Genomic DNA, 17,791 nt, shown 5'->3' with positions numbered 1-17,791 from the left:
CACGAGTTGAGGGGCACCCCGTTGCCCCTGTGCGTCACCCGGCCGTCTGGGCTCCATCGACAGGCAAGGCCACGCCGGTAATCTGACGTGCATCCTCCGATCCAAGAAACGCGACGGACGCCGCCACATCCTCAGCATCGATCATCTCGCCCATTTTGGACGAGTTCCGCATCAACAATGCCGGGTCCATATCATCCGGCCAGTCGAGAGTCCCGGTCATCGGCGTCTTGACGCCGGTTGGACAGATCGCATTGATCCGCACTCCGGCAGCTGCAAACTCGATGGCCATGGACCGGGTCATGGCGATGACGCCTGCCTTGCTGGCGCAATAGGCCGCATTGTACGCGATGCCGACCAGGCCCGCCGCAGAGGCCATGTTGACGATGTTGCCTTTCGTTTCGAGCAGATGAGGCAGAGCGGCCTTCGAGAGATAATAGAGGCTCGACAAATTGATCCGCAAAACGCGGTCGAAGTCTTCCTCGCTAAACCGGCCAACCGGCCCCCAGGCCATAATGCCTGCGATATTGCACAGCATATCGATCCGGCCAGCCCGCTCGACCGCTTGCGCCACCATCCCTCGACAAGAGGCGGCATCACCTCCATTAAAGCCAAGCGCGAAGTGGGCGGATTCTCCCGCGGCAAGGCGTTCCGAAGTTGCTTGTGCGCCAGCTTCGTTGATGTCGGCACAAATAACCTGGGCCCCTTCATCCGCCAGCCGAACCGCCGTCGCAGCGCCGATCCCCGATGCCGCACCTGTCACGATGACAACCTTGCCCTGATAGCGCATCCCAATATCCTCTCGTTCTCACGCCGCATCTCTAGACATGCGGTCAATACATCCCGCGCCACCATACGCGCTTTATCCCGCAGCAATTCCTACAAATTGAGTAAGCGGCTTCGCCCTGCCGTAGTAGATTGCCCCAAACAGATATGGAGAGGCCAATGACCAGCAAGGCAAACCACGATCTTTTCGTCGAAATGCTGACCGCACTTGGACGAAAGGACTACGATACGTTCAAAGCCGCGCTTGCCCCGGATGTCCTGTTGGAATGGCCCTATCCGCCGATGGAAGACTTCCCTACCAAACAGCGCGGAGCCCGCTGGTTCCGGGATGTTCTGGAGGCAAGCTGGGCGGATTTCGATCCCTACAACTATCGGATCGAGACAATTCACGATCTTGCCGCCCCCGACAGCCTTATTGCGGAATATACCTCGCACAGTCGGTTCATTCCCACAAATGCACCCTATTCCAACCGCTACATTGCCGTGGTCGACTTCGCGGACGGCAGGATCGTTCGCTGGCGCGAATATGTGAATCCGATTACCATCTCGAACATCATGGGTGAGCAATCGCGGTGGAGCGACAAACGGCATCCCGACGCGGATGGGAATACCTCCTTCAAATGAAGGAAGCATGGGCGTACGAGATATGCGCTAAGGCCAGACCATCAAGATAAACGAAGGCTGGGGAGAGGCTTCAATGGACTACCGGCACCTTTTGCAGCCGGGCCGCATCAACGGCATGGAACTGCGCAACCGCATCTTCATGACCCCGATGGGCTCGAATCTGGCCGACGAAGACGGCATTTCAGGCGACCGACTGCGCGCGTACTATACCGAGCGTGCCAAGGGCGGCACTGCGATGATCACCATGGGATCGGTTTCGATCGGCTATCCGGAAGGATCAAGCAACTGGCGACAGGAAGCGATCTCCAAGGAAGAGCAAGTACCCGGCGTGCGGGCCATAGCCGATGCCCTGCATGCCCATGGCGCCAAGCTTTGCCTGCAACTGCACCATGCCGGTCTGGTCGCCATGAACGACATGCTGGCCGGACGGCCGATCTGGACCCCGTCGGTTCCGGAAGTGGGCAAGAGCGACGGCGACATGATGGACGGCTTTCTGGAAGACGAGCTGGCCAAGTTCACCGCCCCCTTCGCCGCAATGGGTGAACCGAAATACAAGGTGATGGACAAGGATGACATCGCCTATGTGGTCAATCTGTTTGCCAGCGCGGCTGAGCGTGCCAAACGGGCCGGAGCCGATGCCGTGGAAATCCATGCCGGACATGGGTACCTCGTTTCCTCGTTTCTCAACCCGCTGATCAATCGCCGCACCGATGAATACGGGGGCTCGGTCGAAAATCGCACGCGTTTCCTGTGCGATGTGATCAAAGGCGTCCGCGCCGCCGTCGGCCCGGACTTCCCGATCTGGCCGCGAATGGATGGCACTCATTTCCTGATCGAAGGCGCCATCACGATCGAGGACGCCGTTGTTACAGCCCGCCTCGCGCAAGAGGCCGGTGCGGATGCGATCCACGTCACGGCCGATGGTCACCCCGGCAGCGGGCTGACCTATTCCACCGGACATGCAACCGATACGCCCAATGGTTTTGTCCACCTGGCAGCGCGTATCAAGCAGGCCGTCGACGTGCCGGTGATCTGTCCCGGCCGGATCGAGCCCGAGGACGCGGACCGGTTCATTGCCGATGGCAAACTCGACTTCGTGACGATGGGGCGCAAGCTGCTGGCTGAACCTCATCTGGCCCGCAAACTGAGTGAAGGAAACCCACAGGGCGTGCGCCCCTGCGTCTATTGTTACACTTGCATCAGCCAGATTTTCTTCTCTCGTCAGGTGAAATGCGCCGTCAATCCTGAAACGGGTTACGAGCTGGAACGCATGCTGACGCCAGCCGACAATCCGCGCCATATCGCCGTGGTCGGCGGCGGCCCCGGTGGCATGGAAGCCGCCCGGCGGCTTGCATCGCGCGGCCATACGATCACTCTGCTCGAAGCAAGCGACAGCCTCGGCGGCACGGCCCGGTTCGCTTCGATTGCTTTTGCACCGAACGAACGCATCGTAGAATGGTTGAAGCGGGAAGTTGCGGCCGACCAGCGCATCACAGTCAAGCTACGCGCGCGGGCGACGCCTGCCTTGCTTCGTGAGCTGGGCGTTCAAGACGTCGTGGTTGCAACTGGTGCCCGGCGGTCGATGCCGGACATTCCCGGTGCCGATCAGAATTTCGTCTTCAATGGCGACGAAATGCGCAGCCTTATGCTCGCAGAAGGGCTGGAGGCACTCTCAGGCAAGATCGATTTCGCGACAAGGCTCGCCATGAAGGCCGGACGCAGCACCGGCATGACGAAGAGCGCCGCTTTCGTGCGTGAGGCAAGCCGCAAGTACATGCCATTTGGCAAGGATATCGTGATCATCGGCGGCGAACTGGTCGGCATGGAACTGGCAGAATTCCTCTCCGAACGTGGGCGCCGGGTCACTGTAGTCGATGATGCCACCCGTCTCGGCGCGGGTCTCCAGATCGTTCGCCGCTGGCGGGTCCTCGACCACCTGCGCCATCTCGGCGTTACGCTGGCACCGGGTGCCCGGAATATTGCCATCGCCGATCACGCGGTCCAGTGGACCGATAGCAAGGGCAACAGCCAGACAGCAAAAGCCGATCACGTCATCGTGGCCAAGGGTGCGATGGGTGACACGACCCTGGCCGACGAACTGCGTGAACAGGGATTTTCCGCCCATGCAATCGGAGACGCTACAGGTGTAGGCTATATCGAAGGCGCGATGGAAAGCGCCGCCGAACTTGCAGTGAAACTCGCATGAGCACCACGTTCGACTTTGCCGCGCGCGAAGTCCTCGTCACGGGGGGAACCAGCGGGATAGGAGCGGCGGTTGCAGATGCCTTCACTCTCGCCGGCGCGCGAGTGACAATCACCGGCACCAGGGCGGACAGTGCCGCATACGATGGCCTTCCCCGACATCACCGCTATCTGCCGCTGCGCCTTGGCGAACGTAAAAACGTCCTTGATGTCGCGGATGCCTGCGCGAATATAGATGTGCTGATCAACAATGCCGGACGCACCAGCATGCCGGAAGATTTTGACGTGGCGGTAGATGAACTGCTCAAGGGGACGCATGCATTGACCATGGCATGCCTTCCCGCGCTATCCCGCAGCACCCAACGCGGCGGCGGTGCGGTGATTTCGCTCGCTTCGATGATGGCCTTCTTCGGCAATACGCTGTTCCCCGGCTACGGCGCTGCGAAGGCAGGCCTGTTGATGCTGACCCGCTCCCTCGCGCAAGGATGGGGTGACAGGAATGTGCGCGTGAATGCCGTTGCCCCCGGTGCGATCCGCACGCCAATGACGGAACGCTTTGCCGACGATCCCGTCTATGGTCCCGCCACGGCACAACGCATCGCATTGGGCCGCTGGGGCGAACCCGACGACATAGCCGACCCGATACTCTTCCTCGCCAGCCCGGCCGCACGTTATATCACGGGCGAATGCCTGGCAGTCAGCGGCGGATACATGATCGCCGATTCATGACCTCAGGGCGGGACGGAGATGCGGAAGGTCCGGCTTCGGAAAGCCATGACGACAATCGCAAGGACACTTCTTCCGACGCCATCCCCGTTTCCCGCCCCTTGGAACAGGTTTTCACCGCCGAGGCACAACAGGCCGCGGTCAGCGAATTTTCAAACCTCGTACAATTGCTGACAGCTTCGCTCCTTGGCGAAGAGGAACCCTGGCGAGCATTTCTTTTTGCCCTGGCCAAACATGTCAACGCTCGCCACGCCACGCTGATCCTTACGCCCCCGAACGATTCCAAACTGGGCACCAACATCACGCCAACTGTGGCGCCTCAAAAGGCGCGGGAATACATCGACCGCTTCCTGCAAATCGATCCTTTCGTGAACCTTCCGGAAGGGAAGGTCGTCATGATGTATGAATATGTAGGGCCGGGCGAACTGGAACGTGCATCAGCCTACAAGGAATGGCTGGAATCCGTGGATGGCTCCCACATAATGGGCGTGGATCTCAAGATCAGCAGTGGCTTCGACGCGCGCCTGCGGCTGACGCGCTGGCCCGGAAGTGGCGTTTTCAATCGCGAGGAACGCAACCGGATCGAAGCGCTTTTGCCGCATCTGCGCCAGACGCTCGAACTCTATCAGAGGCTGGCCACAACGCGTTCGGAATATTCCGTGCTGATCGATACTGTCGCGCAATTCTCCGTCGGCACGGTATTGCTCGACCACGATCTCAACGTGATCCGTCTGAATGAAGTCGCAGCGGCCATTCTTGCGGAAGCAGACGGTATTCGCCTGGTCGGGCAATCAGTCGTTGTCGACGGGAGCGCGCGCAACAGGAAATTCCGGGCCATGGCCAAGGCGATGGCCGACAAGCGCAGCGAACAGCGCATCGTCATGGGTATCGAGCGGCCTTCTGGCCGGCGCGAACTGGCACTCGTGATGAAGCCGGTCACTCTGCCTGATTTCATGCAGACCGGGCAGGCCCCCGCCGTCGCCCTGTTTCTGACAGATCCCAGCCGACAGCGGATGGTCAGGCCAGACGTTGTGCGCAAGATTTTCGCACTGACCCCTACCGAAGCGGCGATAGCCGCCGCGCTGGCGAATGGCCTTTCGGTGGTGGACACGGCCGCCATGTTGAGCATCGCCCGCAGCACCGTGCGCGCCCACCTGCGCTCAATCTTCTCCAAACTGGGCCTGAACCGGCAATCCCAGCTGATCCATCTCATTCACACCAGTGTGCCGGAAACCTTCGGCATAGGGGAACAGGCGGCGGACGGCGCATCGTTGTAACGACGTTGTACACCGCCCCCGCCCGTTCCAGGCCGGGTCAGGCGTTCCAGAACGAACGCAGCGACTGGACGCGACCGTCCGGCGCCTGCTTGTAGATGTTGATCGCCTTGCTCGACGATTTCGTGCCATCCTTCATTGTGATGTGCATCGTCACAAACACTGCGACTTCACAGCCACGCGGTTCCTGGTGGTGAATCTCGAAATCGAACGAGTCCTGAAAGCCGGCAAACATGTCATAGAAGGCCGCAATCGCTGCCTTGCCCCTTTGCCCCTTGCCTTCCGGATCCCATTCGCACGGTCCCACCGGATCTTCGACCACCGCATCGTCGGCAAACAACGCAAGCCATCCTTCACGATCGCGCGCCTTCACAGCGGACAGCGAAGTGACAGGAATATCTTTGAGTTCCATAGAATTATCCTCCTACCCGTTATCGTAAACTTACGGAGCCATCCATTCGCCGCCGTTCACATCCAGCACCGCACCCGTGACCATGCGCGTGTAATCGGAAACGAGCATCAGGACGGATTTGGCGCATTCCTCTTCCGGAGGGATGACGCCCAGTGGAATTCGTGCCGCCACGCTGTCGATAAAGTCCTGTTCGGTCCCGCCGGTATGCTCGACGATGCGCTTCACCGCCTGCTTCACCGGATCGCCCCACAGCCAGCCCATCCGGGTGCTGTTCACGCGAATGTTGAACTTGCCCAGATCGGCTGCCGCCTGGCGGGTAAACGTGGTCATCGCTCCCTTCGCCACGGCGTAGGAGATCGAACCACCCGGCAACGGCTTCAGCGATTGCATCGTCGCGACATTGACAATTGCACCGCCACCCGCAGCTTTCATGGGTTCCAGCACCGCCTGTGCCATACGGGCAGCACCCAGCGCAGCGACATCGATGACTTTGCTCCAGCTTTCGACATCGCCATTTTCGAACAGCGCATCTTCGCCTCCGATGTAGGCTGAACTGACCAATCCATCGATCCGTCCGAATGCCTCGACACCAGCCGCGACCAGCCCGTCGCAATCGGCCCGGCGCGTTACGTCGGTGGAGCGTGCCACGGCTTCGCCACCAGCCGCGCGAATGTCAGCAGCGACACCATCGATGAATGCCTGATTGCGCGCACCCAGCACCACTTTCGCGCCTTCCTGTGCCGCGATCTTCGCCATCGCCTGTCCCATCCCCGGCCCTACGCCCGTGATGACAACGACCTTGTCCTTCAACAGCATCCTCACACTCTCCTGTCTTGCATATGCGGCAGGCGGCATCGTTCCGCCCGATTCTCCATACCAGTCTCCCCGTTTCCAGAAGGAGGCGCCTCCTCAATATAAACTAGGGATGGAAAATGCCCTCCGGCCCTGAGCCGCCCGGTCCCACTGCCACAGCAACGCAACAATTGGGCAATAGCGACGTGCCTCGACTGCCGATCTTCCAGCCAAGCTTCGAGGAAGCCTGATGCCTATCAAGCCTGTATTTTCCGCGTTTGCCGCGGCCCTTGCCCTGTCCGTCGCGCCCATGGCCCTTGCCCGCCCAGCCGAACCTGTCCAAGCCGCAGACAAGCCCGCCTCCGATGCGCCCCGCCTGGTTGTCGCCATTGCAGTCGACCAATTTTCCGCCGATCTCTTCGCCCAATACCGGCAGCATTTTACCGGAGGCCTGGCGCGACTGATGCAGGGTGCGGTCTTTTCCTCCGCATACCAGAGCCACGCCGCGACGGAAACTTGCCCCGGCCATTCCACGTTGCTCACCGGCGTTCATCCCGCCCGGTCCGGCATCATCGCCAACGCCTGGTACGACGTGACGCTCAACCGTGAAGAAAAACGGGTTTACTGCGCCGAGGATGAGACCGATCCGAACAGCAGTTCGAAGTATCCGGTCGTGTCCGCCAGCCATCTGCGTGTACCGACACTCGGCGACAGGATGAAGAAGGCATGGCCGACCAGCCGCAACGTCGCGGTCTCGGGCAAGGATCGGGCGGTAGTGATGATGGGCGGTCACAAGATCGATCAGGCATACTGGTGGCTGGAGCAGGGTTTCACATCGTTCAACGGTGTCGCGCTGGCGCCCGATGCGATGACCGTCAACCAGCAGGTATTGACCACGATCACTGCAGGGGCGCCGCCCATGAATGGCCCATCCTGGTGCCTTTCCCGTGATCGAGCGGTGCAAGTCGGCACGACACCTGTAGGCACCGGTCGGTTCGCATTGAAGGCCGATCAGCCCAAGAGCTTCAAATATTCGCCACGACTGGATGGTGCCACTCTCGACCTTGCCCTTCGGTTGATCGACACCATGAAGCTCGGGAAGCAGTCCACACCCGATCTGCTTTCCGTCAGTCTTTCGGCAACCGATTATGTCGGCCATGCTTTCGGAAACGAAGGCATGGAAATGTGCATCCAGATGGCCGAGCTCGACCGATCACTAGGCAACTTCTTTGACAAGCTCGACGCGCAGGGCCTGGATTATGTCGTAATGTTGACTGCAGACCACGGCGGCATCGACGTGCCGGAGCGTCTCGACCAGCAGGCGATGCCCGATGGCGCCCGTGCTGATGCCGCGCTCACAGATCTTGAGCTTGGCCAGGCAATCGCAACCGAACTGAAACTCACGCAATTCATCCGTCAGGATCCGGCACAATCACGAAATCCGGGTGAGGCGCAGCTGATCTATTCGGAATCCCCTTCTGGCGACTATTATGTGACCCGCGACCTGCCGCCCGAAACGAGAGCGGAAGTGATCGACAGGCTCGTCTCCAAACTGAAGGCCCATCCACAGGTGCAGGCGGTCTATCGGAAAGACGAACTTGCCCGGATACCGATGCCATCGGGATCGCCCCAGGATTGGACACTGGAACAGCGTGCGCGGGCTTCGTTCGACCCCGAACGCACGGGCGACGTCTACACCATCCTGCATCGCGCGATTGTGTCGATCCCCGTTCCCGACCCCTACTATGTGACCACGCACGGGAGCCCCTGGGACTATGATCGGCGGGTACCGCTGATGTTCTGGCGCAAGGGTATGCCCGGCCTTGAACAGCCTGCACCAGTCGACACCGTGGACATCGCCCCCACCCTTGTGGCCGTACTCGGATTGAACGTCCCGGCAGGCAGTTTCGATGGGCGCTGTCTCGATATTGACGGAAGCGAGCGCGACACCTGCGCCCCAAGGCCTTGATAGGCGTGAACCATCGGGCAGCCTGACGCCAGGCTGCCCGATGCGCTTAAATCAGATCGAGCGAGAGCGCCCCGTCCCGCTTGTTCACGGCATAGCGCCGCAATGTGCCGACACGGTAGGCGGTAGTCAGAACGGTATCGACCGCTATGAAACTTGCTCTGGCATGGTCCCGTTCGAGATCGAGGCGAACGTAACCGTTGTGCATATTGTCGGTCCAGAGAACCTCCGGCACATATTCGGCGAAGGCACGGTCAAGCGATTGTGACAGGCCGGGACCAAATCCGCTCGAGATGAAATCGCCCGGAGAGGAAATCCCGGAAGTGCCGAGCTCTATCCCCGCAGGGTTGCCGGTCTTGTCGAAAAGACTGTTGGCCCAGAAGCTGTGGCTGTCTCCGGTAAGGAAAATCAGATCGCTGGCACCAGCCTTGCGGGCAAGATCATAGAAACGCTCACGCGCCCAGGGATACCCATCCCAGGTGTCAGGATAGAATGGCAGGTTCCATTTGCCTTTCCATGCCAGTGCCTTCGCCGCGAAACTTGCCTGCGGGTCCGCCGAAGGATCGGGCAGCACACCCTTGGCCACAAGATCGGGCACCGGGGTCCGCGCGATAGGAATCTGGTTGCCAATAAGCCGCCACGGCTGTCTTTCCGCTACCGATGCGGAAAGCGCATCTGACAGGTCAGCCTCCATTTCCGGCGACAGCATGGTGCGCCCCTCTGCGCCAATCACCGCGTCACGCAGATGGGCCGCATCCGCTTCGCTGGCAATCTTGTCCACGTAGTCCATGTAATCGATCTGACGGGCTCGTGCCGTATGGCGCGTTTCCAGAGTCACCATGGTGGCGAGGTCACCAAAGCTGTAGGTGCGCCAGAATTGCGCTCGGGTCCGCCCCTCGATCTCCAGCCATTCCGGCTCGCGGATCGGCATCCACTCATAATACGCCTGGATAGAAGCGGCCCGACGGTCCTCCCAACTGCCTTCGGTTTCGGGCTGATGGTTTTCCGCCCCGCCAGTCCAGGGATTGTTGGCGCTCTCATGATCGTCCCAACAAGCCATCAAGGGGTGTGCCGCGTGCATCGCCTTGCTTCCGGCATCACGCTTGTATTGCGCGTGGCGCTGGCGATAGTCGGCAAGCGAGATAATTTCGTGGGCCGGTTCGTGGACGCGCCCGATCTTGCGGGAGAGATCCCCACCCCAACCGTCCGCGCCATATTCATAGATATAGTCGCCGGTGTGCAGGACGAAATCGACTTCGGGATCCTTGGCGATCGCATCATAGGCGTTGAAAAAACCGAAAGCGAAATTCGAACACGAAGCCAGCGCGATGCTCAAACGGTCCAGATGCCCTGCGGGGATCGTGCGGGTCCGCCCCACAGGCGAGACGAACTCACCCTTGCGGAAACGGTAGTAATACGTCGCCCCCGGTTGCAGGCCTGTTGCCAGAATCTTGATCGTGTAGTCCCGCGCCTCACCCGTCTGCGCCACCCCACCCTGCACGATGTCGGAAAACTGCACATCGCGCGCCAGTTCCCAGCCAATATCGCCAGTGCCATGCTCGGGTTCGATGCGGGTCCAGAGCACCACCGCATTGTGGGTTGGATCGCCGCTCGCAACGCCATGGCGAAAGGCAGGATTGTCTCCCTGATCCTGCGCCAGGGCGCGCATCGGCAAGGTTGACAGAAATGTTGCACCGGCAAGCCCGGCAAGAGTGGTGCGGCGGGAAACCGCAAAATTCGGAAACTTGAGCATCGCCCTGCTCCTTGTTTGAAGCGCCGTGAAAATGGCAGAATGGGGGGCACGAGCTCGAAACCCCGTGCCGCCCCATCGTTTCCTGAAATCAGAAGTCGGCAGTTACCGTGAATACCGCAGTGCGCGGGGCGCCGATCCAGGCATAATTGCTTGAAATACCGCCAAGATAATCCTCATCCGTGAGGTTGTTGATTGTCAGAGAGAAGTCGACCCCCTTGAGAGTGTCACTCAACACGTCACCCCTCACTCCGATATTCAGGTCGGTGAGGAAGTAACTCTCGGCAACCCAGGTATTGGCCGCATCGACATAACGATCGCCGGTGAACTTGCCCGAAATGCCAATGCGGAAAGGCCCGGTCTCGTAATTGGCGGAGAGCACCCACATGTGATTGGCGATACCGGCCACCGTATTGCCTGGCGTAATGCCCTGCTCTTCATCGAGCGTCGGGTTGCCCGTGCCACGATAGGTGGGGTCGATATAGGTATAGGAGCCGTACAGGTTCAGCCCCGGCAACGGGCGGACATTGGCCAGCAATTCGAAACCTTCCGCATCAATCCCGCCTGCGTTGAAGAACTTGCCATCGCCTTCACCCAGATAGTCGTTGCCCGCCTCCGTGCTGTTCGACACGAAGATCACCTTGTTGGAGAATTTGCTTTTGAACCAGGTCGCCGAAGCGCCGAACAGGCGGTTCGAATATCGCACGCCCGCTTCCCAGTTTTCCGCGGTTTCAGGTTTCAGGCTGGACAAGTCGGCATTGCCGAATTCCAGCACGGCATCGGTCAACGCTTTGAAATTCTCGGCATAACCGGCGAACAGGTTCAGCCCCTGCATCGGCTCGACCTGAATACCGCCCGAAAGCAGCACGTCCGAGGTCGACTTGAAATTCGTATCTTCGGTGTCGCCAAACCGATCGATGCGCTTGATGTGATGAATGAACTGCTTGGCGCCAAAATTTGCCGTGACCGGACCAAACTTCACTTCTTCCTGTGCGTACCACTTGAATGTGTCCTGCGGGTACTTGCGGCTGTACTGGGTCCAGTAAGGCGTGGGTTCATAGGCTGGACCGGTCGTCGTATCGATCACGTTATGCCAATCGCGCCATTCCTGCCGATGCGTGTCTTCGTACCAGATGCCCGCGCGCAGGGTATTCTCGACCGAACCGAAGCTTGCCCGCCATGTGCCATCGGCAGTGAAACCCGTGCGATCCTTGCGATAATGCGTGTGGCGATAGGACTGCGCACCAATCGCACCTTCCGCATAGCACGCGGGATCGTAGTTCGGATCGGTTGTGCCGCCGTAAGGATAGGTCAGCGCACCTTCGCAACCGTCCATCGGGGTCAACGCAACCCCGTTCGCATCCACGAAATAGATCGTGCCCAGCGGCGAACCGCCGGAAACCGTGCCGATCCCCGACAACTCACTCTGCGGATTGCCCGCGCCATCGTCAGTCACATCGACAACATATTGCGGCACCCAGTCACCCCGGCCGCTCATGTCGTGATAATAGACCGCCGCGTTCAGATCGAGCGCGTCTCCGATCGTGGTATCCGCCTTGAGATAGGCGAAGAAGTTCTTGCGCAATGTCGACCAGGCGCGGCGATAGGCCTGGTCCTGATAGGGGATGCCGGTCCATTCGCCGGTCAGGCCGTCGGTATGCGGATAATACTGATACTGCAGCGCGGAATAGACCTGGTCGTAGTTGTCCTCCTGCGCATCGTCATAGCTGACGTAGCCCGTGAATTTGACCGGAGTGTCGATAATGAATTTGCCGGCAAAATTGTCGCGGCGGTTCTGAGCCGAACCGCCAACCCAATCGGTCGCCTCCTGATGCGCATAGGACACCCAGGCACGGGCCGCACCATCAAGGAATGTACCCGTATCGAAACGGCCATAGATACGGCGGGCGTCGGAATCGCCGATTGAACCGGAAACGCGTACACGCATTTCCTCAAGCGGATCGGACGTAATGAAGTTGAGCGTGCCGCCCAGCGCCTCGTTCGATCGCGTGGCAATGTCGGCGGTTCCTTGCGAAACCTCGACGGTGGCAAGGTTCATCGTATCGATATAGCGATTGGCCTTGGCGCCGCCGCCGTAGTTAGAATCGCCATTGGGCAGACCATCGATGGTGATGCCGATCTGCTGGGTATCCAGATTGGTCTGGAAACCGCGAACGGACACTGCGGTCGACCAGTCATCGAAACCGAAAGCATCGCCTTCCTGCACCTGCACGCCGGGCAGAGCATCGACCAGATCGAGCGCTGAGGCGAGCGGAGCCTGCTGGGAGATCATCGCCTCGGTCACTTCGGCGTTGGTGTAGGTTGCGCGAATGCCGGTAACGATGATTTCCCGGTCGTCCATATCGCTGCTGTCCGCTTCTTCGGCATAGGCTGGGACGGAAACGGCAAGGGCGATCAGGCTCGCCCCCAGAAAAAAGCTCGGTGTCTTGATTGTATGTTGCATGTGCTGCCCCTGGAGAATCGATGGTGCAGCGCAGCAACTCGCGGAGTTCCATGAAGCTGTGATGGCGATTCAAAGACAGCTGTGTTTCAGTTTTCTGACCGAATGACGAAGGCGCGCGCCGAACCCTGCCGGTGGAGTTCCATGCAGGGCGATCCAGCCCTTTCAATCGTCAGGAAGGAGGGCGTCAGCCTCCGCCCGCGCCAGCCGGATCGAACGGACGCTGGATCAACTCAACCTTGTACCCATCGGGGTCCTGCGCGAATGCGATGACAAATGGAGAGCCTGTCATCGGCCCCGGCTCCCGGACAATCTCCACCCCCGCCTCGCGCAAGGCATCACAAAAACTGGTGAGATCATCAACACCAACGGCAATATGCCCATATGCATCGCCATGGTCGTATGCGCTCTCCCTGTCCCAGTTAAACGTCAGCTCCAGCATGGCATCGGCCGGATCACTGCCATAGCCCAGATAGACGAGAGAATAGCGCCCCTCCTCGAAGTCGAGCCTGGCAATCTCCGACATGCCAAGCGCATCGCAGTAAAATGTCAGGGAACTGGGCAGATTCCGTACCCTGATCATCGTGTGCAGGATTTGCGGATTCAAATTCATGTGAAAATCACCAGCGGGATTGAAAAACCTGTCGCCGCCCGCTCAACGAGCGGCGACAGCTTCGATTTCAAGCAGAAGAGACCGGTTTGCCAGACGATCCATTTCGATCCAGGTCGATGCAGGAGGCACTTTTTCACCAAAGGCAGACATGCGCACCCCGTTCGCCTCGATCAGCCGTTCCATGCTCGTCGTATAGACCGTTTCCCGAACGATAGCATCGAGATCCAGCTCGAAGTGTTCCAGAACGCGGGCGAGATCTCCGTAGATGGTTTTCACCTGTTTCGCGAAGTCATCCGCTCCGATGACTTTGAAATCGTCATCCCAGGACACCGTCCCTGAAATCAAGATGAGATGACCTCCTGCTCGCGCATGCGTATAGGTCGTTTCGCCACGCAACTGGAAACTGTTGTCGCTTTTCGACATTCATCACCTCAGCGGTTGCGGTAGGCGGTAACTTCCACCTCCAGCAAAAGGTCGGGATGGACCAGCCGCGAGATCTGGATCCATGTGGATGCCGGCGGCGCGACATAGCGATAATATTCCATCCGCTTGGGATTAGCGGCGATCAGGCTGTCCATATCGCGGCAGAAGATCGTCTCCTTGACGATATCGCCGGCATCGAGCCCGTGAACCTTCAGCGTCGCATCTATGTCCGCGTAAACCGTTTCGACCTGCTTGTCCCAGTCTCCCGGGTAAAGCGGGTTGCCATCCATTCCCCAGGACACACAACCGGATATGAACAGATAGTCGCCAGCCATCACTGCCTGGGAGAAGCCGAATGTCTTTTCAAGTTCCCGGCGATTGTACACTTGATCATTGATTGCCATTGCGTCTCTTCTTCTTCGCTTGATGAAAGGGAATGTCAGTAGATGTATTCGGCGCCTGGATTGGCCCGCGGATACGTCCTGAGGTAATCGAGGAACCGGGCGAGGGATTTGTCGGCCTTGGTCAGTGTGCCGGGCCGGTATCTGATCGTATTCAGAACCGGGGAATCCTCGTTCACGATCTGCTGTTCGAAGGCCATCATCTCCGCCATGAACTGCGCCGCCGCGTTTTCATCCTCCGCAGTCTCCCCCTTGTGAGTGAGAATGGTCAGGAAAACTTCCGATTTCTGGGGCTTTGGGCAGCTGTAGAGGGCAAGGACGCCGTACCAGCGGCCATTGTGGGTCCCCATCTGGAAGAAGTTGTTCGAACCGAGAATGCCAATCCGCCATGCAAGCTTGGCAGAACCCTTGGCATCGCCGGTGACTCCTTCGAAATCGTAGGCAAAACCCCACTGGTTCCATTCGACCCTGGCGTGCGGGTCCTCATGCAGGAACGTGACTCCGTGCAGGACCTTGAGATGCTGCATGTCAGGAGTGTTTGCGCTGAACACCCAGCCGTCGCAGTCGAGGATCATCGAACGTCGTGTCCAGATCGACAATTCCTCATCCTTGTAGGGGAACAGTTCGGGCCAGTCGTATAAAGGCTCCTCTCCGTTGAAGGCGAAGACCAGTCCGAACCGTTCCATCGTCGGATACTTGAACAGCGTTGCAGAGCGCGGCGCAGGGTCACCCACAGCCGTGCGAACGCACTGTCCCTGCCCGTTGAATTCCCAATGGTGAAACGGGCAACGAACGTTGTCGCCCTGCACGTCGCCAACCGAGATGTCGGCGCCCAGATGGGGGCAAAAAGCACTGACGACATGCGCCGTTCCGTCGGTATCGCGAAAGATCGCAACGCGGCCACCCAGGAAATCCCGCCCGATAACCTTGCCTTGTTCCAGCTCATCCGACAGGCAGATCGGGAACCACGTCTGGGTAAAGACGCCGTTGTCTCCTTCTCCCGGGACCGGGTTATAGCGGCGCCCGACAGCGCCGGAAGGCGATGTTTCCGTCATTACATTCATAACAGCCTCCTTGATTTTCGGTATTTCGGCCTTGATTAGAACTGGTATCCCAGTTCGATGCCCCAACTGCGTGGCGGCGCAGGCCAACTGAGCGCAACGTCATATGAACTGCGCACATCTTCGCGTTGCGAATAATAAAACTTGTCGAAGAGGTTATGGACGAAACCCGCGACTTCCAGGCCACTGGGCGTTTCGTAACTTAGCCTTGCATTAAACAGGCCATATGGCTTCTGAACATCGAGCGGATTGTTAGCCGCGAAAAAATAGAATTCACTTTTGTAAGTGTAATCAACCCGCCCGGTAATGGAGGCCCCGCTGGAGAGCGGCACTGTGTACTGCGCCCCAAGATTGACAGTCCATTTCGGCGATTGCGGCAGCTTGTCGCCTTTTTCGATACCAGCCGCCGTCGTGCCGGGATCGAGTTCGAGATACTTGTTTTCAAGGAACCCCACGGCAGCGTTGAGTTCGAGATTTTCCACCGGACGCGCGGTCAGCTCCGCTTCAAAACCATAGACCTCGGCCTTGGCGGCGTTGCGCGTCACGATCTGCGCCGCTCCCTCTTGAGAGAGCTGCAGCACCAGCAGTTGCAGATCGTTGTATCGGCTGTAGAACCCGGCGAGATTGACACGCAAGTGCCGGTCGAGAAGGTCCGCCTTCAGGCCGACCTCGTAGGTCTGCATTTTCTCCGGGTCGTAAGGAATGAAGCCTTCGCTTGAGCTGCCCCGACTGTTGAAGCCGCCGCTCTTGAAGCCCTTCGACCAGCTGGCATAGAGCATCAGATCCCGGCTCGGCTTGAATTCGACGCTGAGCTTCGGCGTGAACGACGTCCAGGTCTTCGACAGACCTGCGTATGGCTGGGTTTCCACGCCGCGTTCGGATTCCGGCGTATTGATCAACCCCTCGTAACCGGCCGTCTGGAAGAACTCATGGCTACCGAGGAAAAAGCTCTGGAAATGCTGGGTCTTCTTCTCACGCGTAATCCGCGCCCCGGCCGTAAGGCTCAGTTTATCTGTGACACTCAGGCTGGCCTGACCGAACCCCGCGAGATTTTCCGTATCTATGAAGTTAAGCTGGTTCAGGGCAGTCGGAGAGTTGAGATAGATCGGCACCGCCTGATCGATCTTCTCCTTGAAATAGTAACCGCCAATGACCCAGTCGAGCGCATCATTCAGCGCTTTGCCGCCAAGTTGAAGCTCCTGACTGAATTGATGCTGCCTGGTCGCCTGCTTTTGGTCGATGACCGCACCGGGACCGCCATCATAGTCCGTTCCGGTAAGCTGGTGCAGCCCGCGATAGGCAGAGATCGATTTAAGGGTGGCTGCCCCGATCTCCAACGTAGCAGTCAGCGCAGCACCCCCGCCATTGAGGCGGTTGCCCGCATCCAGCCCGGCATACGTGTGCCGACGAGAGTCCGTCTCGTACTGACTGTAACCCTCCGGCAGGAAGCCGAGCGGCCCTGCCCCGGTCAATTGCACGAGCGTGGCGTTACCCCGCGTGCGTGTGTAGTCACCCGCCAGATTGAAAGTCAGCGTGTCTGTCACATGCCATTGTAATTGCGCACGAATGCTGCCGGTTCGTTCATCTCCGAACCGGTGGCCATCACCATAGCGATAGCCGTATCCGTGCTGTGTGCGATAACTGGCGGCGATCCGCGCAGCCAGCTTGTCCTCGACGATGGGAATGTTGAGCCAGCCACGCCCTTCGAAATGCTCACGCGACCCGCCGATCAGCTTGACCGCACCTGCCAACTCATTGTCTGGCTGATTGGTGTAAATGCTGATGGCGCCGCCAATGGTATTCTTGCCGAAAAGCGTGCCCTGCGGCCCGCGCAAAACCTCCACACGCTGGAGATCCAGCGTCGCGACGTCCGCGCCGTTGGTACGACCGAGATAGACCCCGTCGACATAGACGGAGACCCCCGGATCGACAGTCGCGACATGGTCGACCTGACCAACCCCGCGAATGAAGTAATTGGCAGCCGAGCCGCCGGACAGTCCCGTGGTGGCATTCAGGTTGGGAACGAATTGCGCCAGATCGACCGCATCGGCAGCCGAACGATTGTCGAGCGTGTTTCCACTGAAGGCGGACACTGCCAGCGGTGTTTGCTGGATATTTTCCGCCCGGCGGCGAGCAGTGACGACGATCTGCTCCAACCCACCCTGATCGGAGCCATCCACTTCGGCAGCACTTGCAGTTTCCGAAATCTCTGCCTTGGCGGGCGACGCCAGGCACAGAGCCGAAAACGATCCGGCGACTAGAATACGCGACTCCAGCTTCATCGCATTTTTCCCCTTGGATGT

At 59.3% G+C, this 17,791-nt stretch carries 15 protein-coding genes; 5 read left to right on the top strand and 10 right to left on the bottom strand.

The window, feature by feature from the left end; all coding sequences use genetic code 11:
• Nucleotides 1-34: 34 nt before the first annotated feature.
• Nucleotides 35-787 carry an SDR family NAD(P)-dependent oxidoreductase gene (locus MB02_RS12500; RefSeq protein ID WP_067537899.1) on the bottom strand — a complete coding sequence of 251 codons (753 nt, stop codon included), beginning with the start codon at nt 785-787 and terminating at the stop codon, nt 35-37.
• A gap of 155 nt (nt 788-942) precedes the next feature.
• Here MB02_RS12500 and MB02_RS12495 point away from each other — a divergent pair, with 155 nt between their 5' ends.
• From MB02_RS12495 to MB02_RS12480, 4 genes are all read left to right on the top strand, one after another.
• Nucleotides 943-1,407, top strand: coding sequence for a nuclear transport factor 2 family protein (locus tag MB02_RS12495; protein ID WP_067537895.1), 465 nt, complete (start codon nt 943-945; stop codon nt 1,405-1,407).
• A 73-nt stretch (nt 1,408-1,480) separates the two neighbouring features.
• Nucleotides 1,481-3,613 carry an NAD(P)/FAD-dependent oxidoreductase gene (locus MB02_RS12490; protein WP_067537892.1) on the top strand — a complete coding sequence of 711 codons (2,133 nt, stop codon included), beginning with the start codon at nt 1,481-1,483 and terminating at the stop codon, nt 3,611-3,613.
• A complete protein-coding gene (locus tag MB02_RS12485) occupies nt 3,610-4,338 on the top strand; it encodes an SDR family NAD(P)-dependent oxidoreductase (protein WP_067537888.1) in 729 nt (242 codons plus the stop codon). The genes MB02_RS12490 and MB02_RS12485 overlap by 4 nt, the downstream gene beginning before the upstream one ends.
• Nucleotides 4,335-5,612, top strand: coding sequence for a helix-turn-helix transcriptional regulator (locus tag MB02_RS12480; RefSeq protein ID WP_170304729.1), 1,278 nt, complete (start codon nt 4,335-4,337; stop codon nt 5,610-5,612). Before MB02_RS12485 ends, MB02_RS12480 begins: the two co-directional genes overlap by 4 nt.
• A gap of 37 nt (nt 5,613-5,649) precedes the next feature.
• Here MB02_RS12480 and MB02_RS12475 read toward each other — a convergent pair whose 3' ends face one another.
• Together MB02_RS12475 and MB02_RS12470 are read right to left on the bottom strand one after the other, a co-directional pair.
• Nucleotides 5,650-6,021 (bottom strand): nuclear transport factor 2 family protein, encoded by a 372-nt coding sequence (locus tag MB02_RS12475; RefSeq protein WP_067537885.1) that lies wholly within the window; start codon nt 6,019-6,021, stop codon nt 5,650-5,652.
• 30 nt (nt 6,022-6,051) lie between these two features.
• The gene (locus tag MB02_RS12470; RefSeq protein WP_067537882.1) at nt 6,052-6,837 is read right to left on the bottom strand and encodes an SDR family oxidoreductase; all 786 of its coding nucleotides are present in this window, start codon (nt 6,835-6,837) and stop codon (nt 6,052-6,054) included.
• Between the two features lie 226 nt (nt 6,838-7,063).
• Between MB02_RS12470 and MB02_RS12465 the strand changes: the two genes are divergently transcribed.
• Entirely contained in the window at nt 7,064-8,782 is a 1,719-nt protein-coding gene (locus MB02_RS12465) for an alkaline phosphatase family protein (protein ID WP_067537878.1), read from the top strand.
• Between the two features lie 46 nt (nt 8,783-8,828).
• Here the strand turns inward: MB02_RS12465 and MB02_RS12460 are convergent, their stop codons facing one another.
• The 7 genes from MB02_RS12460 to MB02_RS12430 all read right to left on the bottom strand — a co-directional run bounded on the left by MB02_RS12460 (nt 8,829) and on the right by MB02_RS12430 (nt 17,770).
• Entirely contained in the window at nt 8,829-10,532 is a 1,704-nt protein-coding gene (locus tag MB02_RS12460) for an alkaline phosphatase D family protein (RefSeq protein ID WP_067537875.1), read from the bottom strand.
• Between the two features lie 88 nt (nt 10,533-10,620).
• Nucleotides 10,621-12,993, bottom strand: a complete 2,373-nt coding sequence (locus tag MB02_RS12455; protein WP_067537872.1) for a TonB-dependent receptor domain-containing protein — start codon at nt 12,991-12,993, stop codon at nt 10,621-10,623.
• A gap of 184 nt (nt 12,994-13,177) precedes the next feature.
• The gene (gene gloA, locus MB02_RS12450) at nt 13,178-13,603 is read right to left on the bottom strand and encodes a lactoylglutathione lyase (protein ID WP_067537868.1); all 426 of its coding nucleotides are present in this window, start codon (nt 13,601-13,603) and stop codon (nt 13,178-13,180) included.
• A gap of 42 nt (nt 13,604-13,645) precedes the next feature.
• A complete protein-coding gene (locus tag MB02_RS12445) occupies nt 13,646-14,026 on the bottom strand; it encodes a RidA family protein (RefSeq protein WP_067537865.1) in 381 nt (126 codons plus the stop codon).
• 8 nt (nt 14,027-14,034) lie between these two features.
• Nucleotides 14,035-14,430, bottom strand: a complete 396-nt coding sequence (locus MB02_RS12440; RefSeq protein ID WP_067537861.1) for a RidA family protein — start codon at nt 14,428-14,430, stop codon at nt 14,035-14,037.
• A gap of 35 nt (nt 14,431-14,465) precedes the next feature.
• Entirely contained in the window at nt 14,466-15,491 is a 1,026-nt protein-coding gene (locus tag MB02_RS12435; protein ID WP_067537858.1) for a Rieske 2Fe-2S domain-containing protein, read from the bottom strand.
• A gap of 35 nt (nt 15,492-15,526) precedes the next feature.
• Nucleotides 15,527-17,770, bottom strand: a complete 2,244-nt coding sequence (locus MB02_RS12430; RefSeq protein ID WP_067537855.1) for a TonB-dependent receptor — start codon at nt 17,768-17,770, stop codon at nt 15,527-15,529.
• Between the last annotated feature and the right edge of the window lie 21 nt (nt 17,771-17,791).

The organism is Croceicoccus estronivorus, assembly GCF_001625325.1.
Lineage (GTDB): Bacteria > Pseudomonadota > Alphaproteobacteria > Sphingomonadales > Sphingomonadaceae > Caenibius > Caenibius estronivorus.
The sequence above is the reverse complement of the archived record's forward strand: the minus strand, read 5'-3'. Positions and strand labels throughout refer to the sequence as shown.

What these genes read in the sequence shown, in the direction of transcription:
- MB02_RS12475 (WP_067537885.1), bottom strand. Translation starts at nt 6,021, where the DNA reads ATGGAACTCAAAGATATTCCTGTCACTTCGCTGTCCGCTGTGAAGGCG.
- MB02_RS12435 (WP_067537858.1), bottom strand. Translation starts at nt 15,491, where the DNA reads ATGAATGTAATGACGGAAACATCGCCTTCCGGCGCTGTCGGGCGCCGC.
- MB02_RS12480 (WP_170304729.1), top strand. Translation starts at nt 4,335, where the DNA reads ATGACCTCAGGGCGGGACGGAGATGCGGAAGGTCCGGCTTCGGAAAGC.
- MB02_RS12470 (WP_067537882.1), bottom strand. Translation starts at nt 6,837, where the DNA reads ATGCTGTTGAAGGACAAGGTCGTTGTCATCACGGGCGTAGGGCCGGGG.
- MB02_RS12460 (WP_067537875.1), bottom strand. Translation starts at nt 10,532, where the DNA reads ATGCTCAAGTTTCCGAATTTTGCGGTTTCCCGCCGCACCACTCTTGCC.
- MB02_RS12445 (WP_067537865.1), bottom strand. Translation starts at nt 14,026, where the DNA reads ATGTCGAAAAGCGACAACAGTTTCCAGTTGCGTGGCGAAACGACCTAT.
- MB02_RS12495 (WP_067537895.1), top strand. Translation starts at nt 943, where the DNA reads ATGACCAGCAAGGCAAACCACGATCTTTTCGTCGAAATGCTGACCGCA.
- MB02_RS12455 (WP_067537872.1), bottom strand. Translation starts at nt 12,993, where the DNA reads ATGCAACATACAATCAAGACACCGAGCTTTTTTCTGGGGGCGAGCCTG.
- MB02_RS12430 (WP_067537855.1), bottom strand. Translation starts at nt 17,770, where the DNA reads ATGAAGCTGGAGTCGCGTATTCTAGTCGCCGGATCGTTTTCGGCTCTG.
- MB02_RS12465 (WP_067537878.1), top strand. Translation starts at nt 7,064, where the DNA reads ATGCCTATCAAGCCTGTATTTTCCGCGTTTGCCGCGGCCCTTGCCCTG.
- gloA (WP_067537868.1), bottom strand. Translation starts at nt 13,603, where the DNA reads ATGAATTTGAATCCGCAAATCCTGCACACGATGATCAGGGTACGGAAT.
- MB02_RS12500 (WP_067537899.1), bottom strand. Translation starts at nt 787, where the DNA reads ATGCGCTATCAGGGCAAGGTTGTCATCGTGACAGGTGCGGCATCGGGG.
- MB02_RS12440 (WP_067537861.1), bottom strand. Translation starts at nt 14,430, where the DNA reads ATGGCAATCAATGATCAAGTGTACAATCGCCGGGAACTTGAAAAGACA.
- MB02_RS12490 (WP_067537892.1), top strand. Translation starts at nt 1,481, where the DNA reads ATGGACTACCGGCACCTTTTGCAGCCGGGCCGCATCAACGGCATGGAA.
- MB02_RS12485 (WP_067537888.1), top strand. Translation starts at nt 3,610, where the DNA reads ATGAGCACCACGTTCGACTTTGCCGCGCGCGAAGTCCTCGTCACGGGG.